The following is a 15,903-nucleotide window of genomic DNA, read 5'->3' as shown; positions in this document are numbered from 1 at the left end:
GGCGGTCGCCAGCCCCGATCGCCCGCTTCATGCCCAGCCCCCGCACCAGATCCAGCCCCAGGTCCAGCCCCAGGTCCAGCACTCTCCCCACGCCAGACCAGGTCCTCGCCGCCGTGCTGCCGGGCGCCCGCACGGCCGCCGCCATGCCTGCGGGCAAGCACGAAGTGGGCGCCAAGCTGCGCAAGGCGCGCAAGGAGCGCGGCCTGACGCTGCAGCAGGTGGCCGAAAGCAGCGGGCTGGCCGTGTCCACCATCTCCAAGGCCGAGCGCGGCCAGATCGCGCTGAGTTACGAGAAGGTGCTCATGCTGGGCAACGCGCTGGACATCGACATGACACGGCTGTTCATGGTCGGGGACGCCCAGCAGGCGGCCGGCGACACGCCCACCGTGGTCAAGGACTGCTTCGAGGACGTGCAGCGCTACGAGACCGACCAGTACCTCTACAGCGTGCTGTGCGGCGCCTTCCCGGGCAAGAAGATGCAGCCCCTGGTGGCCGTGATCAATGCGCGCGAGGCCGGGGAATTCTCGGAGACCATCCGCCATGCGGGCCAGGAGTTCGTGATGGTGCTCTCGGGCCGGGTGCGCATCCTGTTCGAGAACGGCGAATCGGTGGAACTGGGCCGCCACGAGGCCGCATATTTCGACAGCGGCGTGGGCCATGTGTATGTGAGCCTGAGCCGCCAGCCGGCTCAAGTCGTCTCTGTCTGCAGCTGAAATGGTTAGCACCCCCTGAGCGGCTGCGCCGCTTCCCCCTCTCTCGCTACGCGGGAGGGGGACGACACCCTCGGTGCGGGGCGGCGCGGCCGGCATAGGCCCTTCCTCGGTGTCTCTGGCGTGGGGGTGCGCTAGTTTCATAGGTCGCGCCTCTTGTTTGGGGCGCAGACAGTTTTTCTGGGGGAATCCTCGTGCCCGGCACGGCCGCCCCGGAGTTCCTACAATCGCTGCCCATGAGCCTGCCCCAGTACACCCGCGCCAAAGAGCTTCCCGCCATCCTTGCCAAGCGCCTCGTCATTCTTGACGGCGCCATGGGCACCATGATCCAGCGCTTCAAGCTGGGCGAAGCCCAGTACCGGGGCCAGGGCTACACGGGCCCCGGCAGCGTGGGCGACCGCTTCAAGGACTTCCCGCATGACGTCAAGGGCAACAACGAGCTGCTGTCGCTCACCCGCCCCGACGTGATCCGCGACATCCATGAGAAGTACCTGGCCGCCGGCGCCGACCTGATCGAGACCAACACCTTCGGCGCGACCACGATTGCGCAGGACGACTACCACATGGCCGATCTGGCGCGCGAGATGAATCTCAAGAGCGCCCAGCTGGCCCGCGCGGCCTGCGACAAGTACAGCACGCCCGGCCATCCGCGCTACGTGGCCGGTGCCCTGGGCCCCACGCCCAAGACGGCCAGCATCAGCCCCGACGTGAACGATCCGGGCGCGCGCAACGTGAATTTCGAGCAGCTGCGCCAGGCCTACCTGGAGCAGACGCTGGCGCTGATCGAGGGCGGCTCCGACGTCATCCTGGTCGAGACCATCTTCGACACGCTCAACGCCAAGGCCGCGCTGTTCGCGGTGGACGAGGCCTTCGAGCAAAGCGGCGAATGCCTGCCCATCATGATCAGCGGCACGGTGACCGATGCCTCGGGCCGCATCCTGTCCGGGCAGACGGTGACGGCCTTCTGGCACAGCGTGCGCCATGCCAACCCGCTGTCCATCGGCCTGAACTGCGCGCTGGGCGCGGCGCTGATGCGCCCCTACGTCCAGGAACTGAACAAGGCCGCGCCCGAGACCTTCATCAGCTGCTACCCCAACGCCGGCCTGCCCAATCCCATGAGCGACACGGGCTTCGACGAAACGCCCGAGGTCACCAGCCGCCTGGTGCACGAATTCGCGTCCGAAGGCCTGGTCAACATCGTGGGCGGCTGCTGCGGCACCACGCCGGACCACATCGGCGCCATCGCCAAGGCCGTGGGCAGCACGCCCACGCGCCGCCTGTTCTACCCGGAATCGGCCTGATGGCCCGGGCGGAGCCTCTGACATGAGTTCGCCGCTGCCGCCCGTCCCGTCCCCTGCCGCAGGGCTGCCGCTGCCCGTGGCGGCGCCTGTCTCCGGCCCGGCCGCTGGCGCGCCGGTGGCGCCACAGGCTCCGTCCGCTGCGGTGGCGCCGGCCTCACCCGCTTCCCCCGCCTCACCCTCCATTCCCGTCACGCCGCCAGCGGCCACGGCCGTGCGCTGGTCGCCCGAGATGCTGCAAAGCCTGCGCCTGCAGGCCTTCGAGCAATTGGTGGCCCAGCTGGCGCGCCAGGTCCAGTCCAGCCCCGGCGCGCCCGCGCCGCAGTGGCCCGCCAGCGGCGTGTCCGAGGCGCTGGGCCGGCTGCTGGAGGCCTTGCTGGCCCAAGTAGGTCCCCAGCAGGGCCAGGCCCTGCAGTTGCTCGCGGCCCAGCCCGGATCGGCCGCGTTGCTGCAGGCGCTGGCCACTGGCACGACAGCTGGTACAGCGGCGGCCGGAGGGCAAGCGCAGCCATCGCAGAGTCCGCAGACAGCGGCATCAGCCTCTGCCCAGGCCGGCGCCGCGCCGCAGGCGGCGTCTTCCTCGCCTGCACTGCAGGCCGCAGCCTCCCTGCAGCCCTCTGCTGCCGCAGTGACGCTGGCCGTGGCAGCCGCCAAGGCCAAGGTGGTGGATGCGCTGCTGGCCGGATCGGGCCTGGCGCCGCAGGCCGGTGCCAGCGCGCCTGGAGGTGTTGCAGGCGGCGCCACCCAGACCCTGCCCGCGCTGCAAAGCTGGTGGGTGCAGCAGGGCACGCTGCTGACGCCCCAGGGCGAGCGCGGCTTCACGCTGAGCCTGCAGGTGCCCCAGGCCTGGGCCCAGGCGCAGGGCGCGGCCATGGCGCTGGCGGCCGCATCGGCTTCCGCGCCGGGTGCGGCCCCTTTCACGGCGGCGGCACTGCCTGCGGGCGCTGCGCTGCCCTTGGCGGGCGCGCAGGCCACGGAGCCGGGCCTGCGCCTGCCGCTGGATGCCTCGCTGCAGTCGCTGGCCTCGGGGCCGGTGGCCGTGGTGGTGCAGCCGCGTGGCGCCGATGCGCTGCGCACCAGCGCCCTGCTGCTGCTGGAGCTGCAGCCGCTGCGCCAGCCAGGCGGCGCCATGGCGTCGCCGGCCGGCCTGGCCTCGGTGGCTTCGCTGTCGCCTGCGCTTGCGCAGGAGGTGCAGCAGATGCTGCAGCAGCGCAACGATCCCTGGCTGCACATGGCGGCGGCCCAGGCCTCGGGTGCCTTGCCGCGCGAGCGCCGCGCCTTCGAGCACCAGTCGCATTTCTGCACCACCGAAGGCTGCCAGTACGAGGGCCGCGCACCCTGCGCCCAGCCTTTTTGCAGCGAGATGAACCGTCTCTGGGACGTGTCGCGCACCGAGCGCAGCCGCTGACGACCTGGCCCCGGCCCGGGGCCGCCACGCTACGAAACTGACCGGGCCTGACGGTGGCGTGGTCATCGCCGGCCCCAGCTTTCATAATGCCGGCTGTCGTTCGCCATCTGCGCGGATGACGTCTTTGGCCGGGATGTGCAATGAATGTGCAGCGATCATGCTGCGATCTGCATCCTGGCTGCCTCCAAGTCGCTGCAAGCCACCAGCCCGCCGCGCACCTTCCAGCCACCTCTGTCGTGGCAACCCCCGTCGCCGTTTGCGCATGCCCCCGGGCCGCGCCGGTGTTGTGCCATCTTTCATTTCCAGGAACCCGTTCAGGATGCGTTGTACCTCCCGCTTGACCCTTGCTTCTCTCGCCGTTGCGGCTGCCCTGCCGGTGGCTGCCCAGTCATCTGCCACAGGCTCCAACGTCACCATCAGCGGTTATCTCGACGCTGGCGTGTTCCGGGATTTCGACAAGACCAGCAAGCTGGGCACGATTCAGCGCAGCAACCTGGCGATTGCCGGTTTCGAGGACCTGGGCGGTGGCCTGAAGGCCACCTTCCGGCTGAGCACGCGTTTCGACCTGGACACGGGCCTGACCGAGGACTATCCGAAGAAGCCCTTCTGGCATGACGAGTCCACCGTGGGCCTGCAGGGCAGCTGGGGCCATCTGCGTCTGGGCCGCGCGCTCAGCGCCATGTGGAGCCAGGAGTGGCAGTTCGATCCCTGGGGCAACTTCAACCGCATCGCCTCGCCGGCCTGGCACATGGCCCACTACCTGACGCCGACCGACCGCGCCAGCAACAACGGCTCGCCCGAGTACGGCCGCATGTCCAACGGCGTGTTCTACGACTCGCCCAAGTTCGGCGGCTTTTCGCTGCACCTGAGCGCCTCTCCCGAGCGCACCGAGGCGCCGGGCCGCCAGGGCCGTGCGCGCTCGGTGTCGGTCAACTACGACCAGGGCGCGGTGGCGGCCATGCTGGCGCACGAGCGCAACGGCAGCGGCGACACCGACCTGTACATGGGCGGCAAGTACCGCATCGGCACGGCAGCGGTGATGCTGGCCTATGACCGCAGCAAGTCGGGCACGCCCGGCACGGGGCCCGACAAGTCGCGCATGGTCTCGCTGGGCGCCACCTACGGCATCGGGGCGACCACGCTCAAGGCCAGCTATGCACGCCAGCGCCTGGACCGCGATACCAACAACATGCTGTCGCTGGGCGCCGAGTACGCGCTGTCCAAGCGCACCATGCTCTACACCAGCCTGGGACACCAGCGCTACGAGAACCAGAGCTCGCGCACGGCCTTCGGCGTGGGCATGGCCCATTCCTTCTGATCAATGCGCTTCCCAGCGGCCTGACTGGGCAGCGCTGGTGATCCTGGCCAGGCCTGGAGCCGGCATGGGCTGAGGGGTTGCGGGCAGGGCGGTGAGTTCCAGGCCTTGCTCCAGCTTGAAGACGCTCACGGCCTGCTGCAGGCCATAGGCCTGCTCCTGCAGGGACTGGGCGGCGGCGGCGGCTTCCTCGACCAGGGCGGCGTTCTGCTGGGTGACCTGGTCCATCTGCGAGATGGCCTGGTTGATCTGCTCCAGGCCCGCCGTCTGCTCGACGCTGGCGGCCGTGATCTCTCCCATGATGTCGGTCACGTTGCGCACGCTGCTGACGATGTTCTGCATGGTCTGCCCGGCCTGCGCCACCAGGGCCGATCCGGTGCTGACCTTGCCGTTGGAGTCCTCGATGAGCAGCTTGATCTCCTTGGCCGCATCGGCGCAGCGCCGCGCCAGGGCGCGCACTTCGGCCGCAACGACGGCAAAGCCCCGGCCCTGCTCGCCCGCACGCGCGGCTTCCACGGCCGCGTTGAGCGCGAGGATGTTGGTCTGAAAGGCGATGGCGTCGATCACGCCGATGATGTCGGCGATCTTGCGCGAGGAGGCATGGATGGCGCCCATGGTGTCCACCACCTGGGAGACCACCTCGCCGCCTTGCTGGGCGACGGCCGAGGCCGAGGCCGCCAGCTGGTTGGCCTGGCGCGCGTTGTCGGTGTTCTGACGCACCGTGACGGTGAGCTGCTCCATGGAGGCAGCGGTTTCTTCCAGCGAGCTGGCCTGGTGCTCGGTGCGCACCGAAAGATCGTTGTTGCCCGAGGCGATCTGGCTGGAGGCCGTGGCGATCGAGTCCGTGCCACTGCGCACCTGCCGGACGATGTGGATGAGGCTCTGGTCCATGCGGTGCAGTGCGTGCAGCAGCTGGCCTGTTTCGTCGGTGGTGGTGGCCTGGATGCGGCGCGTCAGGTCGCCTTCGGCCACGGCCTGGGCCACGCCCAGGGCCTCGTTCAGCGGACGCGCCACGATGCGCGCCAGCGTGAGCGCCAGGGCCAGCCCCAGCAAAATGCTGGCTCCCAGCAGGCCGACCACCCAGATGCGTGCGCTGCGGTAGAGGGCATTGGCGTGGTCGTTGGCCTGCTGTCCGCCTTCGTGGTCGATCTGCACCATGCGGTCGATCTGGTCATACAGGCGTCGGCTCAGCTCCAGCGATTCGCCCTGGGCCAGCACCAGGGCTTCGTCCTTGCGGTCATTGCGCGCCAGGGCCATGACCATGGCGTGCTCCTTGGCGTACTCGTTGCGCAGCCGGCCCAGTTCGTCGTAGGCGGCCTTCTCCGGCGCGGAGCTGATGAAGCTGGCGTAGTTGTCGTAGCTGGTCTGGGTCTTCTTCCACAGCTCGCCCATGATCCTGTCGAAGGCACCGATGTCCTGCTCGCTGGTGGATATCAGGTACTGCAGCTCGTTGACGCGGTAGCGGGCCGTGGTGGCGCGGATGTCGAGCAACATGCGTGATGAAGGCATCCAGCGCGTGGCGATATCGATGGAGGCCTGGTTGATCCGGCTGAGCTGCAGCACGGCATAGAGGCCCACGAAGGTGGTCAGCGCCAGGACGGCCACGAAGGCCAGCAGCAGCTTGGAGGAGATCTTGAGATTGCGAAAGGCTTGCATGGCGAAGTCCTGTAGGCGTGTCCCTTGAACGGCAAGGGGGAAAAAAGGCGTGCAGCAGGGCGCACCTTGCCTGCCGTGCAGAGCAAGGTGGAACGGGTATCAGCGAAAGAGAAAACGAGGGCCGCAGTGCCCGCTCAGGGGGGGAACCAGCCCGAGGTCCGGCAGATGCGGCCCTTGATGCGGGGCCTCATGGCGCAGGCCCTGTCCGTGCGCCTGCGCTGCGGCGGGCGCTTCGCGGGCATGCCGCAGCAGCGGGGAAGATGCAGAGGATTGCGAACCATCCGCCTGCACCGTTTGGCACGCGGATACCCGCTGCAGCCAGGCGTTCGGCGGCGGCTGCCGCGCGCTGGGGGCGGGCATTGCGGGTAGTTGTCCTAGGGACTTCGGACAGGGAAAAAGTGGCTATCTGCATCTGTGGTGGGAATTATTTCCGCACCGTCTGAGGATGAGGATGCCCACCATCTGATTTTGGATAGGACGTGTCCTAAAAGCCGTTTGCAGGCCCGCAGCCAAGCCATCCGCGTCCGCGGATGGCCGGCTTCAAGGCATCGGAAACTTCAGCGCATCAAGGCGACCGGCGTCTGTCGCCAGTCGCTCAGACCACGCCCTTGCCGCGCAGGGCCTGCAGCTGCTGCGCGTCCAGGCCCAGGCGCTCGCGCAGCACCTCGTCCGTGTGCTGGCCCAGGGCGGGCGGTGCATGGCGCAGCGTGGTGGGCGTGTCCGACAGGCGCAGCGGGCTGGCCGTGGTCACCACGCGGTTGATGGTCTCGCCCGCAGGCGGCGTGGCGCCCGGATAGCGCTCCTGCTCCACGCGCAGGCCGCGCGCGCGCACCTGGGCATCGTCGAAGGCCTGGCCGATGTGGTTGATGGGGCCGCAGGGCACGGCCTTGTCCTCCAGCAGCGCGATCCACTCGGCCGTGGGCCGGCCGCGCGTGAGTTCGGCCATCAGCGGGATCAGCGCGTCGCGGTGGATGACGCGGCCGGCATTGGTGGCAAAGCGCTCGTCGCGCGCCCAGTCCACGCCGGCCGCCCCGCAAAAGCGCGCGAACTGGCCGTCGTTGCCGATGGCCAGCAGCATGCGGCCGTCGGCCGTGGGGAAGTCCTGGTAGGGCACGACGCTGGGGTGGGTGTTGCCCTGGCGGCCCGGCACATGGCCGGTGTTCAGGAAGCCCGCGCCCTGGTTGGCCAGCACGGCCATGGCCACGTCCAGCAAGGCCATGTCGATGTGCTGGCCCCGGCCCGTGTGGTGGCGCGCCTCCACGGCGCCCAGGATGGCGGTGGTCGCATACATGCCGGTGAAGAGGTCGATCACGGCCACGCCCACGCGCAGCGGGCCGCCGCCGGGCTCGCTGTCGGCGCGGCCCGTGATGCTCATGAGGCCGCTCATGGCCTGCACCAGCAGGTCGTAGCCGGCGCGCGGCGCATAGGGCCCGGTCTGGCCGAAGCCCGTGACCGAGCAGTAGATCAGGCGCGGGTTCAGCGCGCTCAGCGAGGCGTAGTCCAGGCCGTAGCGCTTGAGGCCTCCAGTCTTGAAGTTCTCCACCACCACATCGCTTTGCATGGCCAGCTCGCGGATCAGCTGCTGGCCCTCGGCCGTGGCCATGTCCACGGTGACCGATCGCTTGTTGCGGTTGCAGGCCGCGAAGTACACGGCGTTGTCCGAGGGATTGCCTTGCGCATCGGGAAAGAAGGGCGGGCCCCAGTGGCGCGTGTCGTCGCCCTCGCCGGGCTTTTCGATCTTGATCACGTCGGCCCCCATGTCGGCCAGGTTCTGGGTGCACCAGGGGCCGGCCAGCACGCGCGAGAGGTCGAGCACGCGCAGATGGCCCAGCGCTCCTGCGGTCTGGGTGGCCGTGTTGTGGATGGGGCTGGGGGAGGGGGTTTCTGTGTGGTTCATGGGCTGAGGCGGCTATCCCGGGCAGATGGGCCCATGCTACGGCGCGCGGGCCTGCTGCGGCTTCGCATTTGTGAAAGCGCGCGTTCGCGCACGGGCCGGCACTGCGGTTTGTACTGACGCGCGCGGCTCAGTGCCGGAGCCTGCGGCTTTCTACAATGCCGGATGGCCATGCATTTCGATCTTGTGGATCTGCGCCTTATGGTGCACATCGCCGACGCCAACAGCATGACGCGTGGCGCGGAACTTTCCTTCATTTCCCTCCCGGCGGCCAGCACGCGCATCAAGAACCTGGAGGAGAGCATCGGCACCAAGCTGCTGTACCGCACCAGCCAGGGCGTGACGCTGACGCCGCCGGGCCAGGCCTTCGTCACCCATGCGCGCATGGTGCTGGGCCAGATCGAGCACCTGCGCGGCGACATGCAGGAGTACGTGCGCGGCATCAAGGGCCATGTGCGGGTGTTTGCCAACACCACCTCGCTGGGCGAGTTCCTGCCGCCCGTGCTGCGCCATTACCTGCGCCGCAATCCCGACGTGAACATCGACCTGCGTGAGCGCCTGTCGCACGACATCGTGCGCGCCGTGACCGAGGGACAGACCGACATCGGCATCGTCGCCGGCCTGGTGCGCACCGAGAACCTGGAGACCCTGCCCTACCGCCGGGACCGCCTGGTGCTGGTGGTGCCGCGCGGCCATGCGCTCGATGGCGAGATGCAGATGGCCTTTGCCGACACGCTGGACCTGGACCATGTGGGCCTGCACGAATCCAGTGCCATCCACGCCTTCCTGCGCCAGGCCAGCGACCAGCTGCACCGGCCCATCAAGCAGCGCATCCAGGTGGGCAACTTCGAGACGGCCTGCCGCATGATCGAGTCCGGCGTGGGCGTGGGCGTGCTGCCCGAATCGGCCGCCAGCCGCCATGCGCATTCCATGGACATCGCCATCGTGCCGCTGTCCGATGCCTGGTCGGTGCGCGAGATGCAGATCTGCGTGCGCAGCCTGGAGGCCCTGCCGTCCTTCGCCCAGGAGCTGGTGGAGCTGCTGGTGGCCGACGCACAGGGCCGGCTCACGCTGGAGTAGCCGCCGGCCAACAGCAGCCCGCCGACCGCTGCCCGTTCAGTCGGCCTGGGCCGTGTCCCGGTCCAGCGTGGTCGGTGCCAGCCAGTACTTGAAAGTGCCGGTGGCCGTGGCCACCAGCTTTCCGTCTTCATCGAGCAACTGCGCCGCGCAGCTGCACAGGCTGCGGCTGGCGTGCACCACCCAGCCTTCGGCCAGCAGCGCGCCCTTGCCCGGACGGTGGAAGCGGCTGCTCATCTCCACCGTCACGGCGGTCTGCGATGGCGCACCGGGCAGCTCGCCCGCGGCGCGCGACATCACGGAGTCCAGCAGCGTCATGAGCACGCCGCCGTGCGCGGCGGGCAGCTGGTTGAGCAGTTCCTCGCGCATGTGGGGCAGGCGCACATGGACCTTGCCGGGCGGCGCGGGCACCTGCGAGGCGCCGATCAGCCGCATGAAGGCATTGCGGTCGGGGGCCGGTGCGCTCATGCGGCTCATGCGGCGCGCGCCTCGCGCACCATGTTGCGCGCGATGATGACCTGCTGGATCTGGGTCGTGCCTTCGTACAGGCGGAACAGCCGCACGTCGCGGTAGAAGCGCTCGATGCCGAACTCGGCCAGGTAGCCCGAGCCGCCCAGGATCTGCACGGCGCGGTCGGCCACGCGGCCCACCATCTCGGTGGCGAACATCTTGCAGCACGAGGCCTCGGTGGAGACGTTGCGGCCCTCGTCGCGGCGGCGCGCGGCGTCGATCACCATGCACTCGGCCGCATACAGCTCGGCCTGGCTGTCGGCCAGCATGGCCTGCACCAGCTGGAACTCGCAGATGGGCTGGCCGAACTGCTTGCGCTCCAGCGCATAGTTCAGCGCGTCGCGCAGGATGCGCTGCGCCACGCCCACGCTCACGGCCGCGATGTGGATGCGGCCCTTGTCCAGCACCTTCATGGCGGTCTTGAAGCCCTGGCCTTCCTTCAGGCCGATGAGGTTGGCCGCCGGCACGCGCACGTTGTCGAAGAACACGTCGCAGGTGTGCGCGCCCTTCTGGCCCATCTTCACGTCGTTCTTGCCGAAGCTGATGCCCGGCGACTTCGCATCGACGATGAAGGCCGAGACGCCGCCCGCGCCCTTGTTGGCCGGGTCGGTGCGCGCCATCAGCGTGAACATGCCCGCATGCGGAGCATTGGTGATGAAGCGCTTGTTGCCGTTGACCACATAGTGGTCCCCATCCCTGATGGCGGTGGTGCGCAGCGAGGCCGCGTCCGAGCCCGCCTCGGGCTCGGTCAGCGCGAACGAGGCCATGATCTCGCCCGTGGCCAGCTTGGGCAGCCAGGCAGCCTGCTGCTCGGGCGTGCCGTCGATGAGGATGCCCTGCGAGCCTATGCCCACGGTCGTGCCGATCACCGAGCGGAAGGCCGGCGCGGTCTGGCACAGCTCGAAGAGCACGCGCACCTCTTCCTCCATGGTCAGCTCCAGCCCGCCGAACTGCTCGGGGATGGTCATGCCGAACAGGCCCAGGTTGCGCATCTCCTGCACGATGGACTCGGGGATCTCGTCGGTCTCGGCCACTTCGTTCTCGGCGGGCACCAGGCGCTCGCGCACAAAGCGGCGCACGCTGTCCAGCAGGGCTTCGAGGGTTTCTTGGTCGCGGATCATTGCGGTGTTCTTTCTCTCTACGGAATCAAAGCGCTTCGGCCGTACCCAGCACAGCCGTGGACTGGCTGGAAAGGGTGCCGCCATTGCCATGGACCACGGCCGTGCGGTGGCGTCCCAGCTGGCGCTGGCCGGCCTCGCCGCGCAGCTGGCGCACGGCCTCGATAAGCGCAAAGATGCCGTACATGCCCGGGTGCACGCAGGACAGGCCGCCGCCGTTGGTGTTGACGGCCAGTCGCCCGCCAGGCGCGATGCCGCCCTTGGACACGAAGGCGCCGCCCTCGCCCTTGGCGCAAAAGCCCAGGTCCTCCAGGAACAGCAGGGTGTTGATGGTGAAGGCGTCGTAGACCTGGGCCATGTCCATGTCGGCAGCGGTGAGCCCCGCCATGGCAAAGGCCTGGGCGCCGGACTGCGCGGCGGCCGTGGTGGTGAGGTCGGGCATGCAGGAGATCTGGCGGTTCCAGATGGCCGTGGCATTGCCCAGCACGTAGACGGGGGGGCGCGGCAGGTCGCGGGCGCGCTCGCCGCGCACCAGCACGATGGCGCCCGCGCCGTCCGTCACCAGGCAGCAGTCGCGCACGCTCAAGGGGCTGGCGATGGGGCGGGCCGAGAGCACGTCCTCGATGGTCAGCGGGTCGCGCATGAAAGCTTCGGGGTTGAGCTGGGCCCAGGCACGCGCGGCCACGGCCACCTCGGCCAGTTGCTCGCGCGTGGTGCCGAACTCGTGCATGTGGCGCGCGGCCGCCAGCGCATAGGCGGTCACGGGCAGCACGGGCTCGTAGGGGAACTCGTAGGGCTGCGGGTCCAGGAAACGCCGCGCCGCCTGGCCTTCCTTGCGGCCGAAGGTGGCCGAGCGCTGGGCGCTGCCGTAGCACACCAGCACGGCCTTGCACTGGCCGGCCTCCAGCGCGCGGATGGCGGGCAGCAGGTGGGCGATGAAGCTGCTGCCGCCGATCATCGTGCCGTCCACATAGGTCGGGTTGATGCCCAGGTGCTCGATCACGGGCATGGTCCACATGCTGGCGTTGACGCTGCAGGTGGCCAGGCCGTCGATGTCCTGCATGGTCAGGCCCGCATCGGCCACGGCCGCATGGGCGGCGCGCACCAGCAGGGTCATGTCGTCCATGCCGGGTGCCTCGCCGCAGCCATAGGTGGCGGCGCCGGCAATGGCCACGCGCCCGCGCAGCGGGCGGTTCACGGCGGCGGCGTCCAGGGTGGATTGGGGGATGCGGGTGTTCATGCTGCACCTCCATGGGAAGCCTGTGGAGCCGGTTGCAGCGCGGGCTGGAAAAGCACCAGGCCGCGTCCGTCCTTGCTCGCCACATGGGCGCTCACGCGCTGGCCTATGCGCACGTCGGCCGGCGCAATGCCTTCGACGCGGCCCATCATGCGCACGCCTTCGTCCAGGTCGATCAGGGCCACGTTGTAGTCGCCACCGGCATCGCTCTTGCGCGCGACGGTGCTGGTGGAGTAGACCGTGCCCTGGCCGCTGGCGCGCACCCAGCGCAGCGGGCTTGCGCCGCAGTGCGGGCACAGCTCGCGCGGGGTGAAGACATGGCGCGTGCATTGCGGGCACTGCTGTATGCAGAAGCGGCCGGCATCGAGTTCGGCCTGGTAGTGGGTCTGTGCGCTCAGGTGCATGGGCGGTGTTTCCGTTCTCGGTGTTCTTGGCGCTGCACCCGGCACGCGGGCGCAGCGGCTGTCCGCCAGCATGCCCGCATCGCGGGGTCGCTTCAATTCGCCAATCTGGAAGGGTGGCTTCACCAGTGCCGGCGCCCGGCTGTCAACCCAGGGTTGCTGCCTAGGCGGGCCGGCGGGCGCGGCTGCTATGGCGTTTATGCATTCCCGGCCTTTTCTTCATACCCGCCCTGCGCCGCCTGCCGGCGCACCGAGGGCGCGCCGCCGCTTTGGCACAGCGTGGCGCCACAGGAAGGCCGGCAATGGCGCGCCGCACCCCGGCCCGTTCTCCGCTGTCGATCCCCACCCACCCAGGAGGTTTTTGCACATGACGGATACGCTGATCAAGGTTGACCTGAACCGCCCGCCCACCGACAACGAAAGAGTCCACAACCGCTGGCACCCGGACATTCCCATGGCCTGCTGGGTCCAGCCCGGCGACGACTTCATCCTGGAGACCTACGACTGGACCGGCGGCTTCATCAAGAACAACGACAGCGCCGACGATGTGCGCGACATCGACCTGACCACGGTGCACTACCTGTCCGGCCCCGTGGGCGTGAAGGGCGCCCAGCCCGGCGACCTGCTGGTGGTGGACCTGCTGGACATCGGCGCCAAGCCCGACAGCCTCTGGGGCTTCAACGGCTTTTTCTCCAAAAACAATGGCGGCGGCTTCCTGACCGACCATTTCCCCTCGGCCCAGAAATCGATCTGGGACTTCAAGGGCATGTTCACCAGCTCGCGCCATATCCCGGGCGTGAACTTCCCCGGCCTCATCCATCCCGGCCTCATCGGCTGCCTGCCTGACCGGCCCATGCTGGAGATGTGGAACGAGCGCGAGCGCGCCCTGATCGCCACCGACCCCGAACGCGTGCCCGGCCTGGCCAACCCGCCGTCGGCCGGCACGGCCCACATGGGCCAGATGCGCGGCGAAGCGCGCGACAAGGCCGCCGCCGAAGGCGCACGCACCGTGCCGCCGCGCGAGCATGGCGGCAACTGCGACATCAAGGACCTCTCGCGCGGCGCCAAGGTGTTCTTCCCTGTCTATGTGGACGGCGCCGGCCTGAGCGTGGGTGACCTGCACTTCAGCCAGGGCGACGGCGAGATCACCTTCTGCGGCGCCATCGAGATGGCCGGCTGGGTGCACATGAAGGTCTCGCTGATCAAGGGCGGCATGGCCAAGTACGGCATCAAGAACCCCATCTTCAAGCCCAGCCCCATCACGCCGCGCTATGACGACTACCTGATCTTCGAGGGAATCTCGGTGGACGAGAGCGGCAGGCAGCACTACCTGGATGTCAACGTGGCCTACCGCCAGGCCTGCCTGAACGCCATCGAATACCTGAAGAAATTCGGCTACAGCGGCGCCCAGGCGTATTCCATCCTGGGCACGGCGCCCGTGCAGGGCCATATCAGCGGCGTGGTGGACGTGCCCAACTCCTGCGCCACGCTGTGGCTGCCCACGGGCATCTTCGACTTCGACATCAACCCCAACGCGGCGGGGCCGGTCGTCCAGTTCGACGGCAGCATCGACATGCCCCTGTCCCCCGACCTGCGCTGACGCCAAGGAGTCCGCCCATGCCCACCTACGACTATGACTGCGTGCAATGCGGCGGCTTCGAGGCCCTGCGGCCGCTGCGCCTGCGCGACGAGCCTGCGGCCTGCCCCGGCTGCGGCACGGCTGCTGCGCGCGTGCTGGCCGCCGCGCCCCGGCTGGCGCTGATGGCCGACGGCACGCGCCGCGCCATGGACACCAACGAGCGCGCGCGCCACGAGCCCGCCAGCTCGCGCGACTATGACCATGGCTATGCGCGCTTCAAGCACCCGGCAGGCTGCGGCTGCTGCGGATCGGGGCGGCGCAGCGCCACGGTGACGGCACCCAACGGCGCAAAGTCCGCGCCCTCGCGGCGGCCCTGGATGATCAGCCACTAGGCTGCATCGGAGTGGACCGCTTCCCAGGGTTTCCACCGCTTGGGAGCCCTGGAAGCGCGCCTTCCATATTCGCGAAACACGGCGCAGGCCGGCTTGCCCAGAATGGGCCGCGCGGCAAGCCGCCGCCCGTTGCCCGGAGTTTCGCCATGCCCCCGTCTTCCCTCCCATCCTCTTGCCCGTCTTCCTTTTCGTCGCAGCGCCGCCGCCTGCTGTCCGCCGGCGGCGCGCTGGCTGCCAGCAGCCTGTTTCCCGCAGCCCGGGTGGCCCATGCGGCCGATGCCTGGCCCACGCGGCCCGTGCGCTTCATCGTGCCCTTTCCGCCCGGCGGTCCCGTGGACACCACGGCGCGCGCCTTCACCCAGAAGCTGGGCGAGATCTGGCAGCAGCCCAACCTGGTGGACAACCGCGCGGGCGCCGGCGGCATGGTGGGCGCGGCCCTTGCGGCCAAGGAGCCTGCCGACGGCTACACGCTGTTCGTGGGCTCCATCCACCATGCGGTGAACCCGGCGCTGCAGCCGAAGATGACCTACGACATAGAGCGCGACTTCGCGCCCGTGAGCTTTGCGGCCATGTTCCCGGTCTTCCTGGTGGCCCATCCCTCGGTGCCCGCCAGCAATGTGCGCGAGCTGATCGCGCTGGCCAAGTCCGGCAACGGCCTGAGCTTCGGCTCCTCGGGCAATGGCGGCGGCACGCACCTGGCCGGCGAGCTGTTCAACATGCATGCAGGCATCAAGCTGCAGCACATTCCCTACAAGGGCAGCGCGCCGGCCATGAACGACCTGCTGGGCGGCCAGGTGCAGCTGATGTTTGCCGATGCGCCCAGCGCGCTGCAGCACATCAAGTCCGGCCGCATCAAGGTGCTGGGCGTGGCCAGCCGCCAGCGCTCGGCCATGCTGCCCGAGGTGCCCACCATTGCCGAGTCGGGCCTGCCCGAATACGAGGCCTATTCCTGGGCCGCGCTGTTTGCGCCGGCCCGCACGCCGCCCGCCGTGCTGGCGCGCATCAACGCCGACTTCAACACCGCGCTGCGCGATGCCGCCGTGCGCCAGCGCCTGCTGACGGCGGGCGCCGAGGCCGACCCCGGCACCCAGCAGCAGATGCGCGAGCGCCTGAGCAGCGAGCTGCGCAAATGGGCCCAGGTGGTCAAGGTGGCCGGCATCCAGGCGGACTGAGCGCGGCGGCGGGCCGGAGTCGGGACAAACCCGGCTTCGCAGCGCTGCAACCCCGCCTTTCGCAATCGCGCATAGGCGGGCCGCCATGGCCTGCTTAGGCTTGCCTTCGGTATCCAGAAAAACAACCCCGAGACAA

At 69.2% G+C, this 15,903-nt stretch carries 14 protein-coding genes; 8 read left to right on the top strand and 6 right to left on the bottom strand.

Going from position 1 to position 15,903, the window contains the following annotated elements; genetic code table 11:
• Positions 1–29 precede the first annotated feature (29 nt).
• The 4 genes from IAE24_RS02355 (at position 30) to IAE24_RS02340 (ending at position 4,734) form a co-directional block, all read left to right on the top strand.
• Positions 30–713, top strand: coding sequence for a helix-turn-helix domain-containing protein (locus tag IAE24_RS02355; RefSeq protein WP_185750967.1), 684 nt, complete (start codon positions 30–32; stop codon positions 711–713).
• Between the two features lie 233 nt (positions 714–946).
• Positions 947–2,011 carry a homocysteine S-methyltransferase family protein gene (locus IAE24_RS02350; protein ID WP_034397648.1) on the top strand — a complete coding sequence of 355 codons (1,065 nt, stop codon included), beginning with the start codon at positions 947–949 and terminating at the stop codon, positions 2,009–2,011.
• A 22-nt stretch (positions 2,012–2,033) separates the two neighbouring features.
• Positions 2,034–3,416 (top strand): Fe-S oxidoreductase, encoded by a 1,383-nt coding sequence (locus tag IAE24_RS02345; RefSeq protein ID WP_199958821.1) that lies wholly within the window; start codon positions 2,034–2,036, stop codon positions 3,414–3,416.
• 319 nt (positions 3,417–3,735) lie between these two features.
• Positions 3,736–4,734, top strand: a complete 999-nt coding sequence (locus IAE24_RS02340) for a porin (RefSeq protein WP_012202110.1) — start codon at positions 3,736–3,738, stop codon at positions 4,732–4,734.
• Here IAE24_RS02340 and IAE24_RS02335 read toward each other — a convergent pair whose 3' ends face one another.
• Positions 4,735–6,387 (bottom strand): methyl-accepting chemotaxis protein, encoded by a 1,653-nt coding sequence (locus IAE24_RS02335; RefSeq protein WP_071953894.1) that lies wholly within the window; start codon positions 6,385–6,387, stop codon positions 4,735–4,737.
• 595 nt (positions 6,388–6,982) lie between these two features.
• Positions 6,983–8,284, bottom strand: a complete 1,302-nt coding sequence (locus tag IAE24_RS02330; RefSeq protein WP_088166499.1) for a CaiB/BaiF CoA transferase family protein — start codon at positions 8,282–8,284, stop codon at positions 6,983–6,985.
• Between the two features lie 162 nt (positions 8,285–8,446).
• Here IAE24_RS02330 and IAE24_RS02325 point away from each other — a divergent pair, with 162 nt between their 5' ends.
• A complete protein-coding gene (locus IAE24_RS02325) occupies positions 8,447–9,361 on the top strand; it encodes a LysR family transcriptional regulator (RefSeq protein ID WP_012202113.1) in 915 nt (304 codons plus the stop codon).
• A gap of 36 nt (positions 9,362–9,397) precedes the next feature.
• Here the strand turns inward: IAE24_RS02325 and IAE24_RS02320 are convergent, their stop codons facing one another.
• Genes IAE24_RS02320 through IAE24_RS02305 form a run of 4 tightly spaced genes read right to left on the bottom strand, consistent with a single transcriptional unit; the run spans position 9,398 to position 12,627 of the window.
• Entirely contained in the window at positions 9,398–9,826 is a 429-nt protein-coding gene (locus IAE24_RS02320) for a PaaI family thioesterase (protein ID WP_012202114.1), read from the bottom strand.
• Positions 9,827–9,831: 5 nt separating this feature from the next.
• Positions 9,832–10,989, bottom strand: coding sequence for an acyl-CoA dehydrogenase family protein (locus tag IAE24_RS02315; RefSeq protein WP_013800068.1), 1,158 nt, complete (start codon positions 10,987–10,989; stop codon positions 9,832–9,834).
• Positions 10,990–11,014: 25 nt separating this feature from the next.
• On the bottom strand, positions 11,015–12,226 hold the full coding sequence (locus IAE24_RS02310; RefSeq protein WP_013800069.1) for a thiolase: 1,212 nt from the start codon (positions 12,224–12,226) through the stop codon (positions 11,015–11,017).
• Positions 12,223–12,627 carry a Zn-ribbon domain-containing OB-fold protein gene (locus IAE24_RS02305; RefSeq protein ID WP_034365598.1) on the bottom strand — a complete coding sequence of 135 codons (405 nt, stop codon included), beginning with the start codon at positions 12,625–12,627 and terminating at the stop codon, positions 12,223–12,225. The genes IAE24_RS02310 and IAE24_RS02305 overlap by 4 nt, the downstream gene beginning before the upstream one ends.
• Positions 12,628–12,991: 364 nt before the next feature.
• Between IAE24_RS02305 and fmdA the strand changes: the two genes are divergently transcribed.
• The 3 genes from fmdA (at position 12,992) to IAE24_RS02290 (ending at position 15,767) form a co-directional block, all read left to right on the top strand.
• Entirely contained in the window at positions 12,992–14,224 is a 1,233-nt protein-coding gene (fmdA, locus tag IAE24_RS02300) for a formamidase (RefSeq protein WP_013800071.1), read from the top strand.
• Positions 14,225–14,241: 17 nt separating this feature from the next.
• Positions 14,242–14,595 (top strand): zinc ribbon domain-containing protein, encoded by a 354-nt coding sequence (locus IAE24_RS02295; RefSeq protein WP_013800072.1) that lies wholly within the window; start codon positions 14,242–14,244, stop codon positions 14,593–14,595.
• 146 nt (positions 14,596–14,741) lie between these two features.
• A complete protein-coding gene (locus IAE24_RS02290) occupies positions 14,742–15,767 on the top strand; it encodes a tripartite tricarboxylate transporter substrate binding protein (RefSeq protein ID WP_034397659.1) in 1,026 nt (341 codons plus the stop codon).
• Positions 15,768–15,903 lie beyond the last annotated feature (136 nt).

This window comes from Delftia sp. S65, assembly GCF_016516495.1.
Taxonomy (GTDB): domain Bacteria; phylum Pseudomonadota; class Gammaproteobacteria; order Burkholderiales; family Burkholderiaceae_C; genus Comamonas; species Comamonas acidovorans.
The sequence above is the reverse complement of the archived record's forward strand: the minus strand, read 5'-3'. Positions and strand labels throughout refer to the sequence as shown.